The sequence below is a fragment of the Streptomyces sp. NPDC058741 genome (assembly GCF_042746715.1).
Taxonomy (GTDB): Bacteria; Actinomycetota; Actinomycetes; order Streptomycetales; family Streptomycetaceae; genus Streptomyces.
Map to the genome: position 1 here is coordinate 226,217 of NZ_JBHYQH010000004.1, position 18,075 is coordinate 244,291.

An 18,075-nucleotide genomic window follows, 5' to 3' on the forward strand; every position below is an offset into this window, starting at 1 on the left:
ACAGGGCATCGTGCAAACGATCGGCGGACCGGGACAGGCGGCCAGGCACGTGCACAGCGCCGACCGACGTGTGGGAGCCAATGATGCGGACCAGCCGGCTGCGGACCGTGCATCCCCTTCTCTGGGCGGGCTGGGCGGCGCTGGCGGCGGGCGCGGTGCTGTGCGTCGTCGGCTGGTACGGAATCTCCGGCGAGCGTTACGCCGAACGGCAGCTCCCCTATCTCGCCTCCTGCACGGTCCCGGGCGCCGCGCTGATCATCTCCGGGGCGGTGCTGCTGGCCCACGGCCGCGGTGCCCTCGCCGCCGCGCGCGTGGAGGAGCTGTACGGCCTGCTGGTGGCGGCCGTGCCGGCCGACACGGACGAGACGGGCCAGGCCGCGACCGCGCCGCTCGCGGTCAGCGGCGAGCTGGTGATGGTGCCGGGCGGCACGCTCCGGCACCGCGCCGACTGCCCGCTGGTCGCCGGGAAGGCGGAGGCGGTCCCGGTGGACGCCGCCCTGCCGGCCGGCGGTGAGCTGGGCCCGTGCCCGATCTGCGAACCGGCCGAAGAGTCCGGCTGATGTCCTCGCTGACGTACGACCTCACCCTGGCCGGCCTGTCGGTCGGCAGTGCGGCGGCGCTGACCGGGGTCGGCCTGATCGTGACGTACCGGGCGACCGGGGTGCTGAACTTCGCGCACGGCGCGATCGCGATGGTGTGCGCGTACGCGCTGCGGCAGTGCGTGGTCGCGTGGAGCTGGCCGCTGTGGCTCGGGGCCGCGGTGACGCTGCTGGTGCTGGCGCCCGGGCTGGGCGTCGTACTGGAGCGGTTCGTGTTCCGGCCCCTGTCGGTCCTCGGACTGGGCCCGGCGCAGACGCTGGTGGCGTCGATCGGGGTGTTCGTGCTCCTGGTGGGGGCGGCGGCGCTGCTGTGGGGGCAGGGGGCGCGGGACGACGCGCCGGAGCTGGTGCCGGACGAGCCGTGGGGGCAGCTGGCGGTGGTGCTGGTGCTGGCCACCGGGGTCGCGGCGGTGGTGCGCTGGACGCGGTTCGGGCGGGAGCTGCGGGCCGTGGTCGACGACCGGCAGCTCGCCGTGCTGGGCGGCATCGACGCGGACCGGGTCGCCGCGGCGGGCTGGGCGTTCGGCTCGTTCACGGCGGGGCTGACGGGCGTGCTGCTCGCGCCGTACGTACGGCTCGACCCGTACGGGCTGCCGCTGCTGGTGATGGAGGTGGTGGCCGTCGCGGTGGCCGCGCGGATGCGGAGCCTGACGGTCGCCGTGGTGGTGGCGCTGGGCATCGGGGTGGCGCAGAGCCAGCTGACACGGCTGCACCCCTCGGGCTGGGCCGAGCCGCTGCTCCAGGCGGCCGCGACGAACCTGTTCGTCGTGGCGTTGCTCGTCTCGGCGCTGGTGCTGCCCGGCATCGGGGAGCGGGACGCGCTGCCGCGTACGGCGACGGCCCGGGTGGCGACGTCGCCCGGCGCGTGGATCGTGGCGGGTGTGCTGTTGCTGCTCCCACTGGGCCTGGCGGGCCGGGACCTGCACACCGCGGTCCAGGTGCCGGCCCTGGCCGTGATCCTGCTGTCCCTGGTGGTGGTGACCGGGCGCGGCGGACAGATCTCGCTGGGCCAGGCGGCCTACGCGGGACTGGGCGCGCTGTTCACGGCGCTGCTGGCGGCGGGCCGCTTCCCGGGGCTGCCGCGCCTGCCGGAGCTGGCCGCCCTCGCGGTGGCGGTGGTCCTGGTGGCGCCCCTCGGCCTGCTGACGGGCTGGCCGGCGATCGGCCGCCGGGGGCTGGCGCTGGCGCTGGCGACCTTCGCGGTCGGCGTGGGGGTGAGCCGGTTCGTCTTCGACCAGCCGTACGCCACGGCTGGTCTGACGCTGGGCCGCCCGGCGGGCTTCGACGGGGACCGGGCCTACTACGTCCTGGAGCTGCTCCTGCTGGCGGTCGCGCTGCTGGCGGTGCACGCCCTGCGCCGGGGGCGGACGGGCCGGGCCCTGGCGGCCATGCGCGATCACGAGCGGGGCGCGCAGGCGGCGGGCGTGCGGGTGCCGTCCCTGAAGCTGCTGGCCTTCGTCGCGGGCGCCGCGCTGGGCGCGCTGGGCGGCGGACTGCTGGGCATGGGCCTGCGCGCCTTCGACGCCGCCGCGTACGACCCGGTGCGCGGACTGCTGTGGTTCGCCGCGGTGGTGGTGCTGGGCGCCGACAGCGCCCCCGGCGCCCTCGTCGCGGCGGCCCTCCTGGTCGGCCTGGACGCGGGCGCGCGCGGAGGTGTGGCGGCGGCGCTCATCGGCGTGCTGGCGATCCTCGTGGGCCGCTTCCCCGGCGGCCCGTACGAAGCCCTGCGCACGACGGCGGAACGCCTGCGCCCGCACCGCACCCCGGACCTGACCCCGGCGGGGGCCGGAGCACGCGAACTGCTGCGCCCGGCAAGGCCGCGGGGCCCCCGTCCCACACCGGTGCCGGCCGGGGCGACGGGGGTGGCGGGGGGCGGTGGAGGCGCGAGGGGCGGACCCGGGGGGCGAGGGGGACGAGGGGAGCGCGGGTACGCAGGCGGCGTCGGAGGGGTGGGGACGGGGCGCACGGGGGCAAGGCGGACTGAGGCGGGGCAGGCACGGGCGGGGCAGACTGAGGCGGGGCAGGCACGGGCCGGTGCGACGGGAGCCCGACGCGCGGGGACCGGACCGGCAGCAACCGGACCGACGGAACCCGAACCCGCAACAACCCAGCCGGCGGAGACCGAACCCCCGGAGACCGGCCCCACAACACCCCGACCAGCGGAAACCGAACCCGCAACAACCCAGCCGGCGGAATCCGAACGCCCGGCGGCCGAACCGGCAGCAACCGAACCGACGGAGACCGGACTCCCCACGCCGCACCACCCGGCGACCCCCCGCCCGCGCACCACACCGCCTCCGCCTCCCCCGACCGCAGCCCCCGTCCTGACCGCCCGGCACCTCCACGCCCGCTACGGCGGCTTCACCGCCCTCGACGGTGTCGGCCTCGACCTCTTCCCCGGACGGATCACCGCCGTGGTCGGGCCCAACGGTGCCGGGAAAAGCACTCTGTTCCACTGTCTGGCCGGGACCCTGCGGCCCGCGCGCGGGGTGGTGCGGCTCGACGGGCGGGACATCACCGGACTGCCCGCCCACTCCCGCGCCCGGCTCGGAGTCGCACAGACTTTCCAGCAACTGGCCGTGTTCCCCTCGCTGACCGTGGCCGAGAACGTCCGGGTCGGCGCCGAGCAGGGCCGGGTGGACGATCCGGGCGCCGTGGAGCGGACGCTCAGGCTCCTCGGGCTGGACGGGCCGGTACGCGCGCTGCCCGCAGCCGGACTGCCGACCGGGACGCTGCGCCGCGTCGAACTCGCCCGGGTCCTCGCGGGCGGACCGCGCGTGCTGCTGCTCGACGAGCCCTCGGCGGGTCTGGACACCGCCGAGGTGACCGCCCTGGCCCGCGTCCTGAAGGCCCTGGCCGCCGACGGCACGGCACTGCTGGTCGTCGAGCACGATCTGGATCTCGTCGCCGGTCTCGCCGACGTCGCGCAGGTGATGGCCGCAGGCCGGATCGTCGCCTCGGGCCCGCCCGAGCGCGTCCTGGACGCACCGGAGTCGGCGGCCGGCCGATGACCACCGTCTCCCTTCGCCACGCGCGCGTGCGCTACGGCCCCCTGGAGGCGCTGCACGGCGTCACCCTCGCCGCCGGCCCGGGCGTCACCGTGCTGCTCGGCCGCAACGGCTCCGGACGCACCACCGTCCTGCGCGCCCTCGCCGGGACCGTGCCGCTGTCGGCCGGCGCGGTCGTGTGGGACGGGGCCGACGTGACGGGGGTACCGGCGTACGAACGGGCCCGGCGCGGACTGTGCCTGGTTCCCGAGCGGCAGGCGGTGTTCGGCTCGCTGACCGTGCGCGAGAACCTCGGCCTCGCCGCCCTGGACCCGGAACCGGCCCTCGACGCCTACCCGCAGCTGCGTCCCCTGCTGGAGCGCCGCGCCGGGACCCTGTCCGGCGGGGAGCAGCGCATGCTCGGCCTCTCCCGTGCCCTGCTGGCACGCGCGCGCGTGGTGCTCGTCGACGAACCGGCCCAGGGCATGTCGCCCTCGGTCGCGGCCCGGACGTACGAGCTGCTGGGCGCGCTCGACGCGTGCGTGGTGGTCGCCGAGCAGCGTCTGCCGCCCGCCCTGCGCGACCGGCCCGCCGTCGTCTACGAACTGCGCCGCGGGTCCGTCGTGTTCGCCGGGGAGTCGGGCGAGCTCGCGCGCTGAGGCCGGACGCCGGGGCCCCGCCCGGTCGGAGGACCGGACGGGGCCCGCGACCCGGCAAGGGGAGCAGCGCCTCAGAGTGCGAGGCGCAGGCCGGGAACGAGCATGCCGGGATCACCGCCGATGGTGGCCTCGTTGACGGCGTAGAGGTGCTGCCGGGTGGTCCCGTGCAGGGCGGCGATACGGCTCGGCGTGTCGCCCTCGCGGACGGTGTGGCCGCCGCGCGAGGAGCCGCGGTCCACGTGTTCCGGGGAACGCGGCGGCGCCTCCGAGGGCTTGGCCGGGGCGGACCGGGTGGAGGTCACCGGGTCGGCGGCGGGTGCGCTTCCGCCCGCCCCGGCGCGTGCCGAGCAGACGGGCCAGGCGCCCCATCCCTGGGCCTGCTGGACCGTGGTGGCGACGGCGATCTGCTGGGACCTGCTCGCCCGGTCCGCGGTGGCCGCGTGGGCCGTGCCGCGGTAGGCCAGGTGGAGGCGGCGAACTGGAGTCCGCCGTAGTAGCCGTTGCCGGTGTTGATGTGCCAGTCGCCGCCGCTCTCGCACCGGGCGACGCGGTCCCACACTCCGCTGTCCGCCGCCGCGGCGTTTCCGGTCGCGGCCAGCAGTCCGAGGGGCGCGGGCAGTGCCGCCCCGGCGAGGACCGCCGTCGTACGCACCCGGTTCTTCCGGACGTTGTCGCGAGCGCTATGGGCACATTCGGACATGTGGTTCCCTCTCGAAGCACCCGGGATCCCCCAAGGCGGGACGAGGGCCCGGCACCATGGGGCGCGGGGGCCGTGTCCGCCCCGTCCGCCGGCGGTGGTGGTGCCCCGCCCGGTCCCGAAGGGAGCCGTGCGGCCGGCGGACGTACCCGAGCGGTGCTCGGTGCACACGGCGGAGGAATACAAGGAAGGCGACGGGTCGGCATCGACCAACGGGTCGTCACGGCGGGCCAGTTCACCAGTACCTCAGGTAACGGCGTTTTCCGGACACCCACTTCATTCGTGGATTTCCTGATTTGTCGACCAACCGGACCAGCGCCGCGTGACCCACTCCACCCACCCAACAGTCCTTGCGACAAACACAGTTGACGTTGAGTGTCCGGTTCCGCGCGGAACGTGACCCTGCGCGCCGGTTGGTTCGATTCCGTTCGCTTCGGGGCGTGACTCCCGCCACAGATCACCCGTTGTCTTCTGCATGAGCCGGGACCTACCCGGACCGCGGGCCGGGAGCCACCCGGCTTCGCCCCGCACCGCATCCCCGAGGGAGCCACCCGTGCCGCGCATGCTCGACGTCAGCGACGAGGTACGCGCCGAGATCGGCGACGAAGAAGCCGACCGTCTTCTCACCGGAGAGACGGCCCCGGGCGGTTACGACTGCACGTCCTGCCGCACTCCGGGCGACTCCGAGCAGGAGCGCACCAGCACCGTGCTGTTCATCGGGGACGAGACCGCCGTCCTCGCCTTCGCCCACGCCGGGTGCCTGCCCTCTCAGGTCGTCCAGGTCACCGAGGAGCAGCTCCGGGGCGCCGTGAAGTCCATCACCGGCGACACCGTCGGCCTGGAGCGCGACAAGGTCGTGCCCGAGCAGGCGGTGCTCGGCGTGACCAGCGGCCTGGTGCTGATCGGCGGGGATCTGCATCCGGCCCTGGTGGTGGAGCCGAACGCGCCCATCGCCCGGCCCGGTGCGCTCGGCGCCGGCGACGACTTCCTGCCGCTGCTGATCGAGCAGGGGTTCATGCCGCTGACGGAGCTGTCCGCCGTACCGCCGGTGCTGCACGGCTGGTCGGTGCTGCTCGCGGTGGGCCGGCTGCACGCGGTGCTCCAGCCGGGGAGAGACGGCGGCCGGCCGGTGGCCTGGTGGCAGGCCCACCAGCCGCTGCAGGTGACCGAGGGCTGGCGCGCGGCCGCCAACAAGCACCAGAAGGTGCTGATGCTCGCCACGTCCGTCGGCTCGATCGGCCGGCAGCCCCGTGAGGACCTGCTGCGGGACGCCCTGGACAAGGCGGCGGCGAACGGGAAGCTGGTCGGCGCGGCGCTGCCGCTGGCCGGCACCTGAGCCGCGCGTCACCTTCGCGGACCGTGACCCTGCGAAAGCCGTAATCCGGGCCGCATCCCTTGACCCGCGGGGTCGTTTGGACATACGTGCACGCATACGAAGTTCCCCGCCGCCAGTCCTTCTGGCAGATCCCCTCAGCGCGGTCGGCTCAGGACGCCCAGGGCGGCCCCTCGGCCACGCCGATCTACGACGCGCTCTACTCCGAGTACGTCAAGTCCTTCCGCGCCCTGCCCGGTGACCGCAGCGGCGAGGAGAAACTGGGCTTCACCGCCTTCGGGAACATCCCGCACAGTACGGGCTCGTACGGCAGTGCGCACGGCAGCTCCTACAGCGCGGGGGCCCAGAGCGCCCGTCACAGCACCGGGCAGCAGCCGCAGTGGCAGCGCGTCGGGACCATCGGCTCGCAGGCCACGCAGACGCACCATGTGCCGGCCGCGCTGCCGCCGGGGCGGCGCGGCGACGACTGAGCGGGCACCTCCACGCACGGAGGGGCGGCCCCGAGTCGGGCCGCCCCTCCGTGCGTGTCGGGCTACTTCTTCTTCCCGCGCTTCTCGCGGACCCGCACCGAGATGTGGATCGGCGTGCCCTCGAAGGCGAACTCCTCGCGCAGCCTGCGCTCGATGAAGCGCCGGTAGCCCGCCTCGATGAAGCCGGAGGCGAAGAGCACGAACCGCGGCGGCTTGGTGCCCGCCTGGGTGCCGAACAGGATGCGCGGCTGCTTGCCGCCGCGGACCGGGTGCGGGTGGGCGGCGACCAGCTCACCGAGGAAGGCGTTCAGCCGTCCCGTCGGGACCCGGGTCTCCCAGCCCGCCAGGGCCGTCTCGATCGCCGGGACGAGCTTCTCCATGTGCCGGCCGGTGCGGGCCGACACGTTCACCCGCGGAGCCCAGGCGACCTGGCCGAGCTCGGTCTCGATCTCCCGCTCCAGGTAGTAGCGGCGCTCCTCGTCGAGGGTGTCCCACTTGTTGAAGGCCAGGACGATCGCGCGGCCCGCCTCGACGGCCATGGTGACGATCCGCTGGTCCTGCACCGAGATGTTCTCGGAGGCGTCGATCAGGATGACCGCGACCTCCGCCTTCTCGACGGCGGCGGCGGTGCGCAGCGAGGCGTAGTAGTCGGCGCCCTGCTGGAGGTGGACGCGCTTGCGGATACCGGCGGTGTCGACGAACTTCCAGGTGACGCCGCCGAGCTCGATCAGCTCGTCGACCGGGTCGCGGGTGGTGCCCGCCAGCTCGTTGACGACGACGCGCTCCTCGCCCGCCACCTTGTTCAGCAGGGAGGACTTGCCGACGTTCGGGCGGCCGATCAGGGCGATGCGGCGCGGGCCGCCGATCCCGGTGCCGCCGAAGGTCTGCTCCGGCGCCTCCGGAAGCGCCTCCAGGACGGCGTCCAGCATGTCACCGGTGCCGCGGCCGTGCAGGGCCGAGACCGGGTGCGGCTCGCCGAGGCCGAGGGACCACAGGTAGGCGGCGTCCGCCTCGCCGCTGGGCCCGTCGACCTTGTTGGCGCACAGCACGACCGGCTTGCCGGCCTTGCGCAGCAGCCGGACGACGGCCGCGTCGGTGTCGGTGGCGCCGACCTTGGCGTCCACGACGAACACCACCGCGTCGGAGGCCTCGATCGCGTACTCGGCCTGGGCGGCCACGGAGGCGTCGATCCCGAGGACGTCCTGCTCCCAGCCGCCGGTGTCGACGACCTTGAAGCGGCGGCCCGCCCACTCGGCCTCGTAGGTCACGCGGTCGCGGGTGACGCCGGGCTTGTCCTCGACGACGGCCTCGCGGCGCCCGATGATCCGGTTCACCAGGGTCGACTTGCCGACATTGGGGCGGCCGACGACGGCGAGCACCGGCAGTGGGCCGTGGCCCGCCGCCTCGATCGCGCCCTCGACGTCCTCGAGGTCGAAGCCCTCCTCCGCGGCGAGCTCCATGAACTCCGCGAACTCGGCGTCGCCGAGCGCCCCGTGCTCGTGCTCGGGCGCGCCCCCGTACGCGTCCGAGCCGTCGGGCTGGATGTGGTCGTTCATGAAGTCCGTACCTCGTCGTTCATTCGTGGTGGTCGGTGGACGTGCCGCTGTCGCACGGCTGGTCCACTACTCAGTGTCGCCTAGCGCCCGGTCAGGCGCCGGGCGTTCTCCAGGTGGGCTGCGAGCTGCTTCTGTATGCGCCCGGTCGCCTCGTCCAACGCCTTGCGCGTACGGCGTCCGCTGCCGTCGCCCGCCTCGAAGGGCTCGCCGAAGACGACGTCGACGCGCGAGCGCAGCGGAGGCAGCCCCTTTATCAAGCGTCCGCGCCGCTCGGAACTTCCCAGGACGGCGACCGGAACGATCGGGGCGCCGCCGCGCACCGCGAAGTACGCGAGCCCGGCGCGCAGCGAGGCGAAGTCGCCCTCGCCCCGGCTGCCTTCCGGGAAGATGCCCAGTACGCCGCCGTTGTCCAGGGTGCCGAGCGCCCGGGTGATCGCCGTGCGGTCGGTGGTGTCGCGGTCCACCTTCAGCTGGCCTATCCCGGTCAGGAACGGGTCCAGCGGGCCGACGAACGCCTCCTTCTTGATCAGGAAGTGCGTCGGCCGGGGCGCCACGCCCATGACCATGGGGCCGTCGATGTTGTGCGTGTGGTTGACCGCGAGGATCACCGGGCCGTGCGTGGGCACCCGCCAGGCGCCGAGCACGCGCGGCCTCCACAGCCCGTACATCAGGCCGACGCCGATGCGCCGCCCGACCTCGGCGCCCCGCGCCGAAGGCAGCTCGGTCACTTCCCGGCCCGCTTCTCCTCGACGAGGGTGACGACGCACTCGATGACCTGGGCCAGCGTGAGCTCGGTGGTGTCCACCTCGACGGCGTCGTCCGCCTTGGCGAGCGGAGAGGTCTTGCGGCTGGAGTCGGCGGCGTCCCGCTTGATCAGGGCCTCGCGGGTGGAGTGCACGTCGGCGCCCTTCAGCTCACCGCTGCGGCGGGCGGCGCGGGCCTCCGGGGAGGCGGTGAGGAAGATCTTCAGGTCGGCGTCGGGCAGCACGGTCGTGCCGATGTCGCGGCCCTCGACCACGATGCCCTGCTCCGCGGACGCGGCGATCGAGCGCTGCAGCTCGGTGATCCTGGCCCGCACCTCGGGCACCGCGCTCACGGCGCTGACCTTGGAGGTGACCTCCTGGGTGCGGATCGGGCCGGCCACGTCGACGCCGTCGACGGTGATGGTCGGGCCCTCGGGGTCGGTGCCGGAGACGATCTCGGGCTTGCCCGCGGCGGCGGCGACGGACGACGCGTCGTCGACGTCGATGCCGTTGTTCACCATCCACCAGGTGATCGCCCGGTACTGGGCGCCGGTGTCCAGGTAGCTCAGCCCGAGCTGCGCCGCCACGGCCTTCGAGGTGCTCGACTTGCCCGTGCCGGACGGGCCGTCGATGGCGACAATCACTGGTGTGGCGCTTTCCACAGTGGGGACCTTCCTGAAAACCGGGCCGGCGGGCTGGGGGCGCGACCGCCCCGCACAAGGTTACTGGGTGCGGGTCACTCGTCCGGCCCAGCCCCGGGAGCCCGGCGGCACACGGCCGCTACTGCCGGATGGCCCAGCCCCGCTCCCGCAGCGCGGCCGTCAGCACCGGCACGGCCTTCGGCTCGACCATCAGCTGCACGAGACCGGCCTGCTGCCCGGTCGCGTGCTCGATCCGCACGTCCTCGATGTTGACGCCGGCCGTCCCCGCGTCCGCGAAGATCCGGGCCAGCTGCCCCGGCTGGTCGTCGATGAGCACGGCCACGACCTCGTAGGCGCGGGGCGCGGACCCGTGCTTGCCGGGGACGCGGACCTGCCCGGCGTTGCCGCGCCGCAGGACGTCCTCGATGCCGCCGGCTCCCTCGCGGCGCTTGTGGTCGTCGGAGGACTGCAGGGCGCGCAGGGCCCGTACGGTCTCCTCAAGGTCGGCGGCGACGTCGGTGAGCAGGTCGGCGACCGGCCCCGGGTTCGCGGAGAGGATGTCGATCCACATCCCGGGGTCGGAGGCGGCGATGCGCGTCACGTCCCGGATGCCCTGCCCGCACAGCCGTACGGCGGACTCCTCGGCGTGCTCCAGCCGCGCGGCGACCATGCTGGAGACCAGGTGCGGCATGTGGGAGACGAGGGCGACGGCCCGGTCGTGGGTGTCGGCGTCCATCACCACCGGCACGGCGCGGCAGTGCGAGACCAGTTCCAGGGCGAGGTTCAGCACCTCGGTGTCGGTGTCCCGGGTGGGGGTGAGCACCCAGGGGCGGCCCTCGAAGAGGTCCCCTGTCGCGGCCAGCGGGCCGGACTTCTCGCGGCCCGACATGGGGTGCGTGCCGATGTACGCCGCCAGGTCGAGGCCGCGCGCCTGGAGCTCGCGGCGGGGGCCGCCCTTGACGCTGGCGACGTCGAGGTAGCCGCGGGCCGCGCCGCGGCGCATGGCGTCGGCCAGGACGTCGGCCACGTGGGCCGGCGGGGCGGCGACGATCGCGAGGTCGACGGGCCCGTCCGGCGCCGCGTCCGTGCCGGCGCCGAGCGCGGCCGCGGTACGGGCCTGCTCGGGGTCGTGGTCGGCGAGGTGGACGGTGACACCGCGCTGGGTGAGGGCGAGGGCGGCCGAGGTACCGATGAGGCCGGTGCCGATGACGAGTGCGCTTCTCACTGGGCGATGTCCTTGCGCAGGGCGCCCGCGGCGCCGAGGTAGACGTGCGCGATCTCCGCGCGGGGCTTGTCGGAGTCGATGTGCGCGAGGACCCGGACGACGCGCGGCATGGCGCCCTCGACGTCCAGTTCCCGGGCGCAGATCAGCGGTACGTCGGCGAAACCGCTGCCCAGCTTCCGGGCGGCGGCCGCCGGGAAGTCGCTGTGCAGGTCGGGCGTGGCCGTGAACCAGACACTGATGAGGTCGTCGGCGGTGATGCCGTTGCGCTCCAGGATGGCCGTGAGCAGGGCTCCGACCTGCTCGTCCATGTGCCCGGCCTCGTCCCGTTCGAGTTGGACGGCGCCCCGGACCGCTCGTACCGCCACGGCGATGCTCCCTGCTGCTGTGCGTGTCGCTCTGCGTCCGTCCAGCCTAGTCAGCCCACGCGGACGGGGTGTGCTGCGCCCGCCCGGTGAGATAACGGGAACACGGGCGCTTGGATAATTTCGTGGGGAAGAAGGCGTCCATCCCGTTTCACCCTCTCAGGCACTCCGGAGTGACGACATGACCCACGAGACGACCCGCCGCACGGTTCTCCTGGCCACGGGCGCCACGAGCGCGGCGGCGCTCGTCGCGGCCTGCGGCGGAGGCGGGGACGGCGGTTCCGCGCCGGCGAGCCCCCGGGAGCTGGGCTCCACCGACGGGATCCCGGTCGGCGGCGGCAGGATCTTCGCGGAGCAGAAGGTCGTGGTGACCCAGCCCGAGCGGGGCCAGTTCAAGGCCTTCTCGGCGATCTGCACCCACCAGGGCTGCACGGTGGGCTCCGTCGCCGACGGCACCATCGACTGCCCCTGCCACGGCAGCAGGTTCCGGATCGCCGACGGCTCGGTGGCCAACGGCCCGGCCACGCGGGCGCTGCCCGCCGAGCGGATCGCGGTGGAGGGAAAATCGATCCGCCTCACGTGAGCACCCCGCGTACGCTCCCGGGCATGCAGCCCGAGACCTTGGTGCGCGAGCACACGATCTACGCCTGCGTGATGGGGTCGCGCGCCTTCGGCCTGGCGACGGAGGGCAGCGACACCGACCGCCGCGGTGTGTTCCTGGCGCCCACACCCCTGTTCTGGCGCTTCGACAAGCCGCCGACGCATGTGGAGGGGCCGGGCGAGGAGCGGTTCAGCTGGGAGCTGGAGCGCTTCTGCCGGCTGGCTCTGGGCGCCAACCCGAACATCCTGGAGTGCCTGCACTCCCCGCTCGTGGAGCACGCCGACGACACCGGCCGTGAACTTCTCGCCCTGCGCGAGGCGTTCCTCTCCCGTCAGGCCCACGAGACGTTCGCACGCTACGCCCTCGGCCAGCGCCGCAAACTGGAGGCCGACGTCCGCAACCACCGCTCACCGCGCTGGAAGCACGCGATGCACCTGCTGCGCCTGCTGACGAGCGCCCGCGACCTGCTGCGCGCCGGCACGCTCACGATCGACGTCGGCGAGCACCGCGAGCCGCTGCTCGCGGTGAAGCGCGGCGAGGTCCCCTGGCCGCGGGTCGAGTCCTGGATGAGCGGTCTGGCGGCGGAGGCGGAGGAGGCCGCGCACCGCAGCCCCCTCCCGCCGGAACCGGACCGGCGCCGCGTGGAGGACTTCCTGATCCGCGTGCGGCGCGCCTCAGCGCTCCAGGCGGGTGCGTACGACGAAGGCGTGCAGGGCGTCGTACCCGCCCGGCGCGTCGGGCAGCACTGAGCCGGCCTGCGCCTCGTCCAGCACGCCGTGCAGCCGCTCGATGTCGGCCTGTACGCGCGCGTGGCCGACGTCGGCGGTCCCGTGTTCCCGCTCGGCCTTCGCGGCGACGAGGTCCGGGAGGTAGGGCGGGGCAGCGTCGACGCGCTCCAGCAGCGTGGGCAGATGGGCCTGCACTTCGCCGCTGCGCAGGAGATGGATGCCGGTGAGCAGGACGCGGAAGGTGTAGAGCAGGGGCTTGAGTTCGCCCGTCTTCTCGAACAGCCGCCACTGCGTCACCGCGAATCCCCGGTAGTGGTGCGCGTGGTGGCTGGTCAGGACCCCCGGGGTGAGCGCGGCCAGCTCCCGGTGGGCGTCGGTGGTGTGCACGACGAGCGGCGAGAGCAGCTGCTCCAGCACATAGCCGTTGCGGCGCAGCATCAGCCGTACGAACTTGCGCAGATCGTGCGTCACCAGGTCCATCTCGACGCCGTCCCGGTCCCACATCCGCGACCGCGTCTCCTCCGGCTCCCGCAGCCCGACCAGGTCGGCGGCCGGCAGCAGGTGCATACCGCGCACGTCCACATCGGAGTCGCGGGAGGGGAAGCCGTACAGGTGGGCGCCGGATACGGTCGCGAACAGCAGGGGGTCGGGCTGCTCGGCGACGACCGGGGCGAGGTCGATGTCCAGGGCGTCGATCATCCGTCAAGCGTCCCAGAGCGCACCGAGGGCGAGCAGGTCGCCTCGGTACTCGATCCGGTCCGCCCACTGCGTCGGCCACGCTTCCGCCCCCAGCCACGCGCCCGCGAAGGCCCCGGTCAGGCAGGCGATCGAGTCCGAGTCACCGGCGGTGCAGGCGGCCCGGCGCAGAGCCGTCAGCGGCTCGTCGACGAACCACAGGAAGCACAGCAGGCCGCTCGCCAGGGCCTCCTCGGCGATCCAGCCCTCCCCGGTGGCCAGGCACGGGTCGGTCTCGGGCGACACGGTGCGTACGGCCTCCTGGAGGCGGCCGAGGATCTCCAGGCACTCGTCCCAGCCGCGCGCGATGAACTGCCCGGGGCCCGGGTCCTGGGCCCGCCGCCACAGGTCCCCGAGCCAGCGCTCGTGGTAGCGGCCGCGGTTCTCCAGGGCGTACGACCGCAGCAGCCCGACCAGCCCGGTCGGCTCGGCGCCCTGCGCGAGCAGGCGTACGGCGTGCGCGGTGAGGTCGGAGGCGGCCAGGGCCGTCGGGTGCCCGTGGGTCAGCGCGGCCTGCAACTGGGCGGCGCCCGCGCGCTGTTCGTCGCTGAGCCCGGGCAGGAGGCCCAGGGGGGCGACGCGCATGTTGGCGCCGCAGCCCTTGGAGTGGATCTGGCTGGCGTCCTGCCAGGGGCGGCCCGCGTCCTCCAGCAGGGCGCAGGCCCGCAGGCAGGTGGTGCCGGGGGCGCGGTTGTTCTCCGGGGAGCGGTTCCAGGCGATGAACTCCCGCCGCACGGCCTCGGCCGTCACCTCGGGCCCGAGGACGCCCCGGTTCATCGCCGCGCGCAGGCCCCGTCCGAGGGCCAGTGTCATCTGCGTGTCGTCGGTGACGATCGCCGGCGTCGGCAGGTCCATCTGCCGCCAGGGACCGCACGTGGCGAGGATCGACGGCACGTCGCTGAACTCCGTCGGAAACCCCAGCGCGTCCCCCAGGGCCAGGCCCGTGAGCGCTCCGGTGGCGGCTTGCTTGTGGACGAGGGTGGTCATGCGGGGCGTCCTTCCCGGGTCGGCCTGAGGAGCGGCGGGTGGAGGGCGGCGGCGGTTCCGGCGCGGTAGAGCGCGGCGGGTTTGCCCCGGCCGCCGGTGAGCCGCGCGGCACCGGGGACGGGTTCGACGAAGCCGGGCGTGGCGAGGACCTTGCGCCGGAAGTTGGGCCGGTCCAGCACGGTGCCCCACACGGCCTCGTAGACCTGCCGGAGCTCGCCGAGGGTGAACTCGGGCGGGCAGAAGGCGGTGGCGAGGCCGGTGTACTCGAGCTTGGCTCCGATGCGCCCGTGGGCGTCGGCGAGGATGCGGTCGTGGTCGAAGGCGAGCGGCCCGGCCGTGCCGTACGGCATCCAGCGGGCCTGCGCGGCGTCGCTGCCGCCGCGCACCTCCGGGGCGTGGGGCAGGAGCGCGGCGAAGGCGACCGACACGACCCGCATCCGGGGGTCGCGGCCGGGTTCGCTGTAGGTCCGCAGCTGCTCCAGATGCAGCTCCGAGACGTCCGACAGGCCGGTCTCCTCGGCCAGTTCGCGCCGGGCCGCCGTCTCCGCGGACTCGTCGGGCTGCACGAACCCGCCGGGCAGCGCCCAGTGTCCGGCGTACGGCTCCTGGCCGCGCTCGACGAGCAGTACGTGCAGCGTGCTCGCGCGGAGGGTGAACACGGCGAGGTCGACGGTGACGGCGAAGGGTTCGTAGGCGTACTTGTCGTAGCCGTCCATGACCCGCGCCCCCTTTAATAGTCAGATCGACTATAAAAGGGGGCGTGGATGGCGCACAAGCCCTCAGGGGCCCGCCGGCTCTACAGGTCCACTTCCTGCATCAGCATCCCGACCTCGGTGTTGGACAGGCGCCGCAGCCAGCCCGACTTCTGGTCGCCGAGGGTGATGGGGCCGAAGGCGGTGCGGACCAGCTTGTCGACCGGGAAGCCGGCCTCCGCGAGCATGCGGCGGACGATGTGCTTGCGGCCCTCGTGGAGCGTGACCTCGACGAGGTAGTTCTTGCCGGTCTGCTGGACGACCCGGAAGTGGTCCGCGCGGGCGTAGCCGTCGTCCAGCTGGATGCCGTCCTTGAGCTGCTTGCCCAGGTCGCGCGGGATGGGCCCGACGATGTGCGCGAGGTAGGTCTTCTTCACGCCGTACTTCGGGTGGGTCAGGCGGTGGGCCAGCTCGCCGTGGTTGGTGAGCAGGATGACGCCCTCGGTCTCGGTGTCGAGGCGGCCGACGTGGAAGAGCCGGGTCTCGCGGTTGGTGACGTAGTCACCGAGGCACTGCCGGCCCTCCGGGTCCTCCATCGTCGACACGACACCAGCGGGCTTGTTCAGCGCGAAGAACTGGTAGCTCTGGGTGGCGACGGTCAGCCCGTCGACCTTGATCTCGTCCTTCTCCGGGTCGACGCGCCGGCCCTGCTCCAGCACGATCTCGCCGTTGATCTCGACGCGGGCCTGCTCGATCAGCTCCTCGCAGGCGCGCCGCGAGCCGTAGCCCGCGCGGGCGAGGACCTTCTGCAGCCGCTCGCCCTCCTGCTCGGCGCCGGGGAAGGTCTTGGGGAGCTTGACCTCCTTCTTCCCGGCGTACCGGTCGCGGTTGCGCTCCTCGACCTGCGTCTCGTACTCACGCGGGCGGGCCGGTGCGGTGCGCCCGCTCGTGCGGGCCTGCTTGGGTCCGCCCTTCGCGCCACCGCGCGCGGCGCCGCCACGCCCGGCCTTGGGGCCGTCCTTCGTCGCCCCGGGGCCCACGTCGTAGCGGCGCTCCTCGGGGCGGGGCTTGCGGGGGCGGCCCTGCCCCTGCTTCTGGTCCCTGTCGTTGCCGGCGCCGCGGTGGTTACCGCGCCCGCCGCTCTTGCCGCTGCCGCTGCTTCGCATCAAAGTTCCGTCTGGTCGTCTTCGTCGTCGGTCCCCGGGCTCACCGGGCGGCCCGGCGCGTCGTCGTCGGGCGCGTCCGGGTCGAACGACGGTACGCCTTCCTGGGTCTCGGCCTCGATCGCCTCCGCCTCCGGGAGGAAGGGCGCGAGCTCCGGGAGCTCGTCCAGACCGCGCAGGCCCATCCGCTCCAGGAAGTAGTTCGTCGTCACGTACAGGATCGCACCTGTTTCGGGTTCCGTGCCCGCCTCCGCCACCAGCCCGCGCTGGAGGAGGGTGCGCATGACGCCGTCGCAGTTGACTCCGCGCACGGCCGAGACCCGGCTGCGGCTGACCGGCTGGCGGTAGGCGACGACGGCCAGGGTCTCCAGGGCGGCCTGGGTGAGACGGGCCTGCTGGCCGTCCAGGACGAAGCGCTCGACGGCCGGGGCGTAGGCGGGGCGCGTGCAGAAGCGCCAGCCGTTCGCGACGAACCGCAGCTCGAAGCCGCGGTTCTGGACGGTGTACTCGTCGGCCAGTTCGCGCAGCGCGTCCGCGATCTGGCGCTTCGGCCGCTCCAGGATCCTCGCGAGGTGCTCCTCGGTCGCGGGCTCGTCGACGACCATGAGGACGGCTTCCAGGGCGGGCTTGAGGTCGAGGCCGGCGACGGTGTCCGGCCCGGCCTGAGCTCCGGTGGTCTCCTGGCTCATGCCTTCTTCTCCTCCTTCGGCGGCTCGGGCGGCCGGTCGAACTCGTCGGTGACGGTCGGGGTCTCGTCCCCGTCCCCGCCGGTCCAGCGCACGAGCAGCTCCCCGAGCGCGGCCTCCTGCTCCAGCGCCACGGCCTTCTCCCGGTACAGCTCCAGCAGGGCGAGGAAGCGGGCCACGACCGTCAGGGTGTCGTCCGTGTCCTCCACCAGCGCCCGGAAGCTTGCCTCGCCGAGCTCCCGCAGCCGGGCCACCACGATCCCGGCCTGCTCCTGCACGCTGACCAGCGGGGCGTGGATGTGGTCGACGTAGACCTGCGGCCTGGGCTTGGGCTGCATGGCCTTGACGGCGAGCCGGGCGAACCCCTCGGCGCCGATGCTGATGACCACCTCGGGCAACAGCTCGGCGTGCTGCGGTTCGAGCCCGACGGTGCGGGGGTGGCGCCGGGCCTCGTCGTCCAGCCGCCCGCTGAAGATGTCGGCGATCCGCTTGTACGCGCGGTACTGCAGGAGCCGGGCGAACAGCAGGTCGCGGGCCTCCAGCAGCGCGAGATCGGCCTCGTCCTCCACCTCGGCGGCGGGCAGCAGCCGGGCGGCCTTCAGGTCGAGCAGGGTCGCGGCGACGACGAGGAACTCGGTCGTCTCGTCCAGGTCCCAGTCCGGCCCCAGCGTCCGGATGTACGCCATGAACTCGTCGGTCACCTTCGAGAGCGCGACCTCGGTTACGTCCAGCCTGTGCCTGGAGATCAACTGCAGCAGCAGATCGAAGGGCCCTTCGAAGTTCGCGAGCCGCACCGTGAAGACGCCCTCGTCGGCGCCGGTGCCGACGCCCTCGGGCTCAGGGCCGGACGCGGCCCGCGGCTCCTCGGCACCCGAAGGCTCCGCGACCGGCGGCGCCACGGCGGCCGGCCGCTCCCGCGCGTCCGTCGGCCGCACCATGACCGGCGCCTCGAAGCCGTCCCCCGCCTCCGCAGCGGCCGGTGCCTCGGCCGCGGACGGATCCGCGGCCGCCTCCACGGGCTCGCCCGGGGAAGGGGCCGGTTCGCCCTCGGAAGCGTCGCGCACCGCCCGCGGGGCCGCAGCCTCCACCGGCGCAGCCGCCGGCTCGGCAGGAGCCGTCCCCGGTCCCCTCCCCAGGGCACGTCGGCGCCCGGCGGGGCCGCCGGAGGGGGGTGGGGAGGCGTTCGAGGTCATCGCCCCCGCAGGCTACCG

At 74.0% G+C, this 18,075-nt stretch carries 18 protein-coding genes and 1 pseudogene; 7 read left to right on the forward strand and 12 right to left on the reverse strand.

Features of this window, described 5'->3' with window-relative positions:
* Positions 1 to 83: 83 nt before the first annotated feature.
* From ACFW6P_RS05215 to ACFW6P_RS05225, 3 genes are read left to right on the forward strand one after another with little or no spacing between them, the layout of a single operon-like run.
* Entirely contained in the window at positions 84 to 560 is a 477-nt protein-coding gene (locus ACFW6P_RS05215; protein WP_386350762.1) for a hypothetical protein, read from the forward strand.
* Complete coding sequence (locus tag ACFW6P_RS05220; protein WP_386422959.1) at positions 560 to 3,610, forward strand: ATP-binding cassette domain-containing protein; 3,051 nt, start codon at positions 560 to 562, stop codon at positions 3,608 to 3,610. The genes ACFW6P_RS05215 and ACFW6P_RS05220 overlap by 1 nt, the downstream gene beginning before the upstream one ends.
* A complete protein-coding gene (locus tag ACFW6P_RS05225; protein ID WP_386422961.1) occupies positions 3,607 to 4,245 on the forward strand; it encodes an ABC transporter ATP-binding protein in 639 nt (212 codons plus the stop codon). Before ACFW6P_RS05220 ends, ACFW6P_RS05225 begins: the two co-directional genes overlap by 4 nt.
* A 71-nt stretch (positions 4,246 to 4,316) precedes the next feature.
* Here ACFW6P_RS05225 and ACFW6P_RS05230 read toward each other — a convergent pair.
* Positions 4,317 to 4,945, reverse strand: a pseudogene (locus ACFW6P_RS05230) (transglycosylase family protein).
* A 550-nt stretch (positions 4,946 to 5,495) separates the two neighbouring features.
* Between ACFW6P_RS05230 and ACFW6P_RS05235 the strand changes: the two are divergent.
* Positions 5,496 to 6,278: a hypothetical protein gene (locus ACFW6P_RS05235; protein ID WP_386422963.1), complete on the forward strand. Its 783-nt coding sequence runs from the start codon at positions 5,496 to 5,498 to the stop codon at positions 6,276 to 6,278.
* Between the two features lie 86 nt (positions 6,279 to 6,364).
* Positions 6,365 to 6,745 carry a hypothetical protein gene (locus ACFW6P_RS05240; RefSeq protein ID WP_386422964.1) on the forward strand — a complete coding sequence of 127 codons (381 nt, stop codon included), beginning with the start codon at positions 6,365 to 6,367 and terminating at the stop codon, positions 6,743 to 6,745.
* A gap of 62 nt (positions 6,746 to 6,807) precedes the next feature.
* Here the strand turns inward: ACFW6P_RS05240 and der are convergent, their stop codons facing one another.
* The 5 genes from der to aroH form a co-directional block, all read right to left on the reverse strand.
* Positions 6,808 to 8,301 (reverse strand): ribosome biogenesis GTPase Der, encoded by a 1,494-nt coding sequence (der, locus tag ACFW6P_RS05245; protein WP_386422965.1) that lies wholly within the window; start codon positions 8,299 to 8,301, stop codon positions 6,808 to 6,810.
* Between the two features lie 80 nt (positions 8,302 to 8,381).
* Positions 8,382 to 9,029 carry a lysophospholipid acyltransferase family protein gene (locus tag ACFW6P_RS05250; protein ID WP_386350448.1) on the reverse strand — a complete coding sequence of 216 codons (648 nt, stop codon included), beginning with the start codon at positions 9,027 to 9,029 and terminating at the stop codon, positions 8,382 to 8,384.
* A complete protein-coding gene (cmk, locus tag ACFW6P_RS05255) occupies positions 9,026 to 9,688 on the reverse strand; it encodes a (d)CMP kinase (protein WP_386350445.1) in 663 nt (220 codons plus the stop codon). The genes ACFW6P_RS05250 and cmk overlap by 4 nt, the downstream gene beginning before the upstream one ends.
* Before the next feature lie 136 nt (positions 9,689 to 9,824).
* Positions 9,825 to 10,910: a prephenate dehydrogenase gene (locus ACFW6P_RS05260; RefSeq protein WP_386350442.1), complete on the reverse strand. Its 1,086-nt coding sequence runs from the start codon at positions 10,908 to 10,910 to the stop codon at positions 9,825 to 9,827.
* Positions 10,907 to 11,275: a chorismate mutase gene (gene aroH, locus ACFW6P_RS05265; RefSeq protein ID WP_386350439.1), complete on the reverse strand. Its 369-nt coding sequence runs from the start codon at positions 11,273 to 11,275 to the stop codon at positions 10,907 to 10,909. Before aroH ends, ACFW6P_RS05260 begins: the two co-directional genes overlap by 4 nt.
* Positions 11,276 to 11,453: 178 nt before the next feature.
* Here aroH and ACFW6P_RS05270 point away from each other — a divergent pair, with 178 nt between their 5' ends.
* On the forward strand, positions 11,454 to 11,855 hold the full coding sequence (locus ACFW6P_RS05270) for a Rieske (2Fe-2S) protein (protein WP_386350436.1): 402 nt from the start codon (positions 11,454 to 11,456) through the stop codon (positions 11,853 to 11,855).
* Between the two features lie 23 nt (positions 11,856 to 11,878).
* Entirely contained in the window at positions 11,879 to 12,622 is a 744-nt protein-coding gene (locus ACFW6P_RS05275; RefSeq protein ID WP_386422967.1) for a DNA polymerase beta superfamily protein, read from the forward strand.
* Here the strand turns inward: ACFW6P_RS05275 and ACFW6P_RS05280 are convergent.
* The 6 genes from ACFW6P_RS05280 to ACFW6P_RS05305 all read right to left on the reverse strand — a co-directional run bounded on the left by ACFW6P_RS05280 (position 12,548) and on the right by ACFW6P_RS05305 (position 18,057).
* Positions 12,548 to 13,300 carry a DNA polymerase beta superfamily protein gene (locus ACFW6P_RS05280; protein WP_386422969.1) on the reverse strand — a complete coding sequence of 251 codons (753 nt, stop codon included), beginning with the start codon at positions 13,298 to 13,300 and terminating at the stop codon, positions 12,548 to 12,550. The genes ACFW6P_RS05275 and ACFW6P_RS05280 overlap by 75 nt on opposite strands.
* A gap of 3 nt (positions 13,301 to 13,303) precedes the next feature.
* Positions 13,304 to 14,323 carry an ADP-ribosylglycohydrolase family protein gene (locus tag ACFW6P_RS05285; RefSeq protein WP_386350427.1) on the reverse strand — a complete coding sequence of 340 codons (1,020 nt, stop codon included), beginning with the start codon at positions 14,321 to 14,323 and terminating at the stop codon, positions 13,304 to 13,306.
* Entirely contained in the window at positions 14,320 to 15,039 is a 720-nt protein-coding gene (locus tag ACFW6P_RS05290) for an NUDIX domain-containing protein (RefSeq protein ID WP_386350425.1), read from the reverse strand. Before ACFW6P_RS05290 ends, ACFW6P_RS05285 begins: the two co-directional genes overlap by 4 nt.
* Before the next feature lie 80 nt (positions 15,040 to 15,119).
* Positions 15,120 to 16,181, reverse strand: a complete 1,062-nt coding sequence (locus ACFW6P_RS05295) for a pseudouridine synthase (RefSeq protein ID WP_386350422.1) — start codon at positions 16,179 to 16,181, stop codon at positions 15,120 to 15,122.
* Entirely contained in the window at positions 16,181 to 16,867 is a 687-nt protein-coding gene (gene scpB / locus ACFW6P_RS05300) for an SMC-Scp complex subunit ScpB (protein WP_386422970.1), read from the reverse strand. Before scpB ends, ACFW6P_RS05295 begins: the two co-directional genes overlap by 1 nt.
* Positions 16,864 to 18,057, reverse strand: a complete 1,194-nt coding sequence (locus ACFW6P_RS05305; protein WP_386350416.1) for a segregation and condensation protein A — start codon at positions 18,055 to 18,057, stop codon at positions 16,864 to 16,866. The genes scpB and ACFW6P_RS05305 overlap by 4 nt, the downstream gene beginning before the upstream one ends.
* Positions 18,058 to 18,075 lie beyond the last annotated feature (18 nt).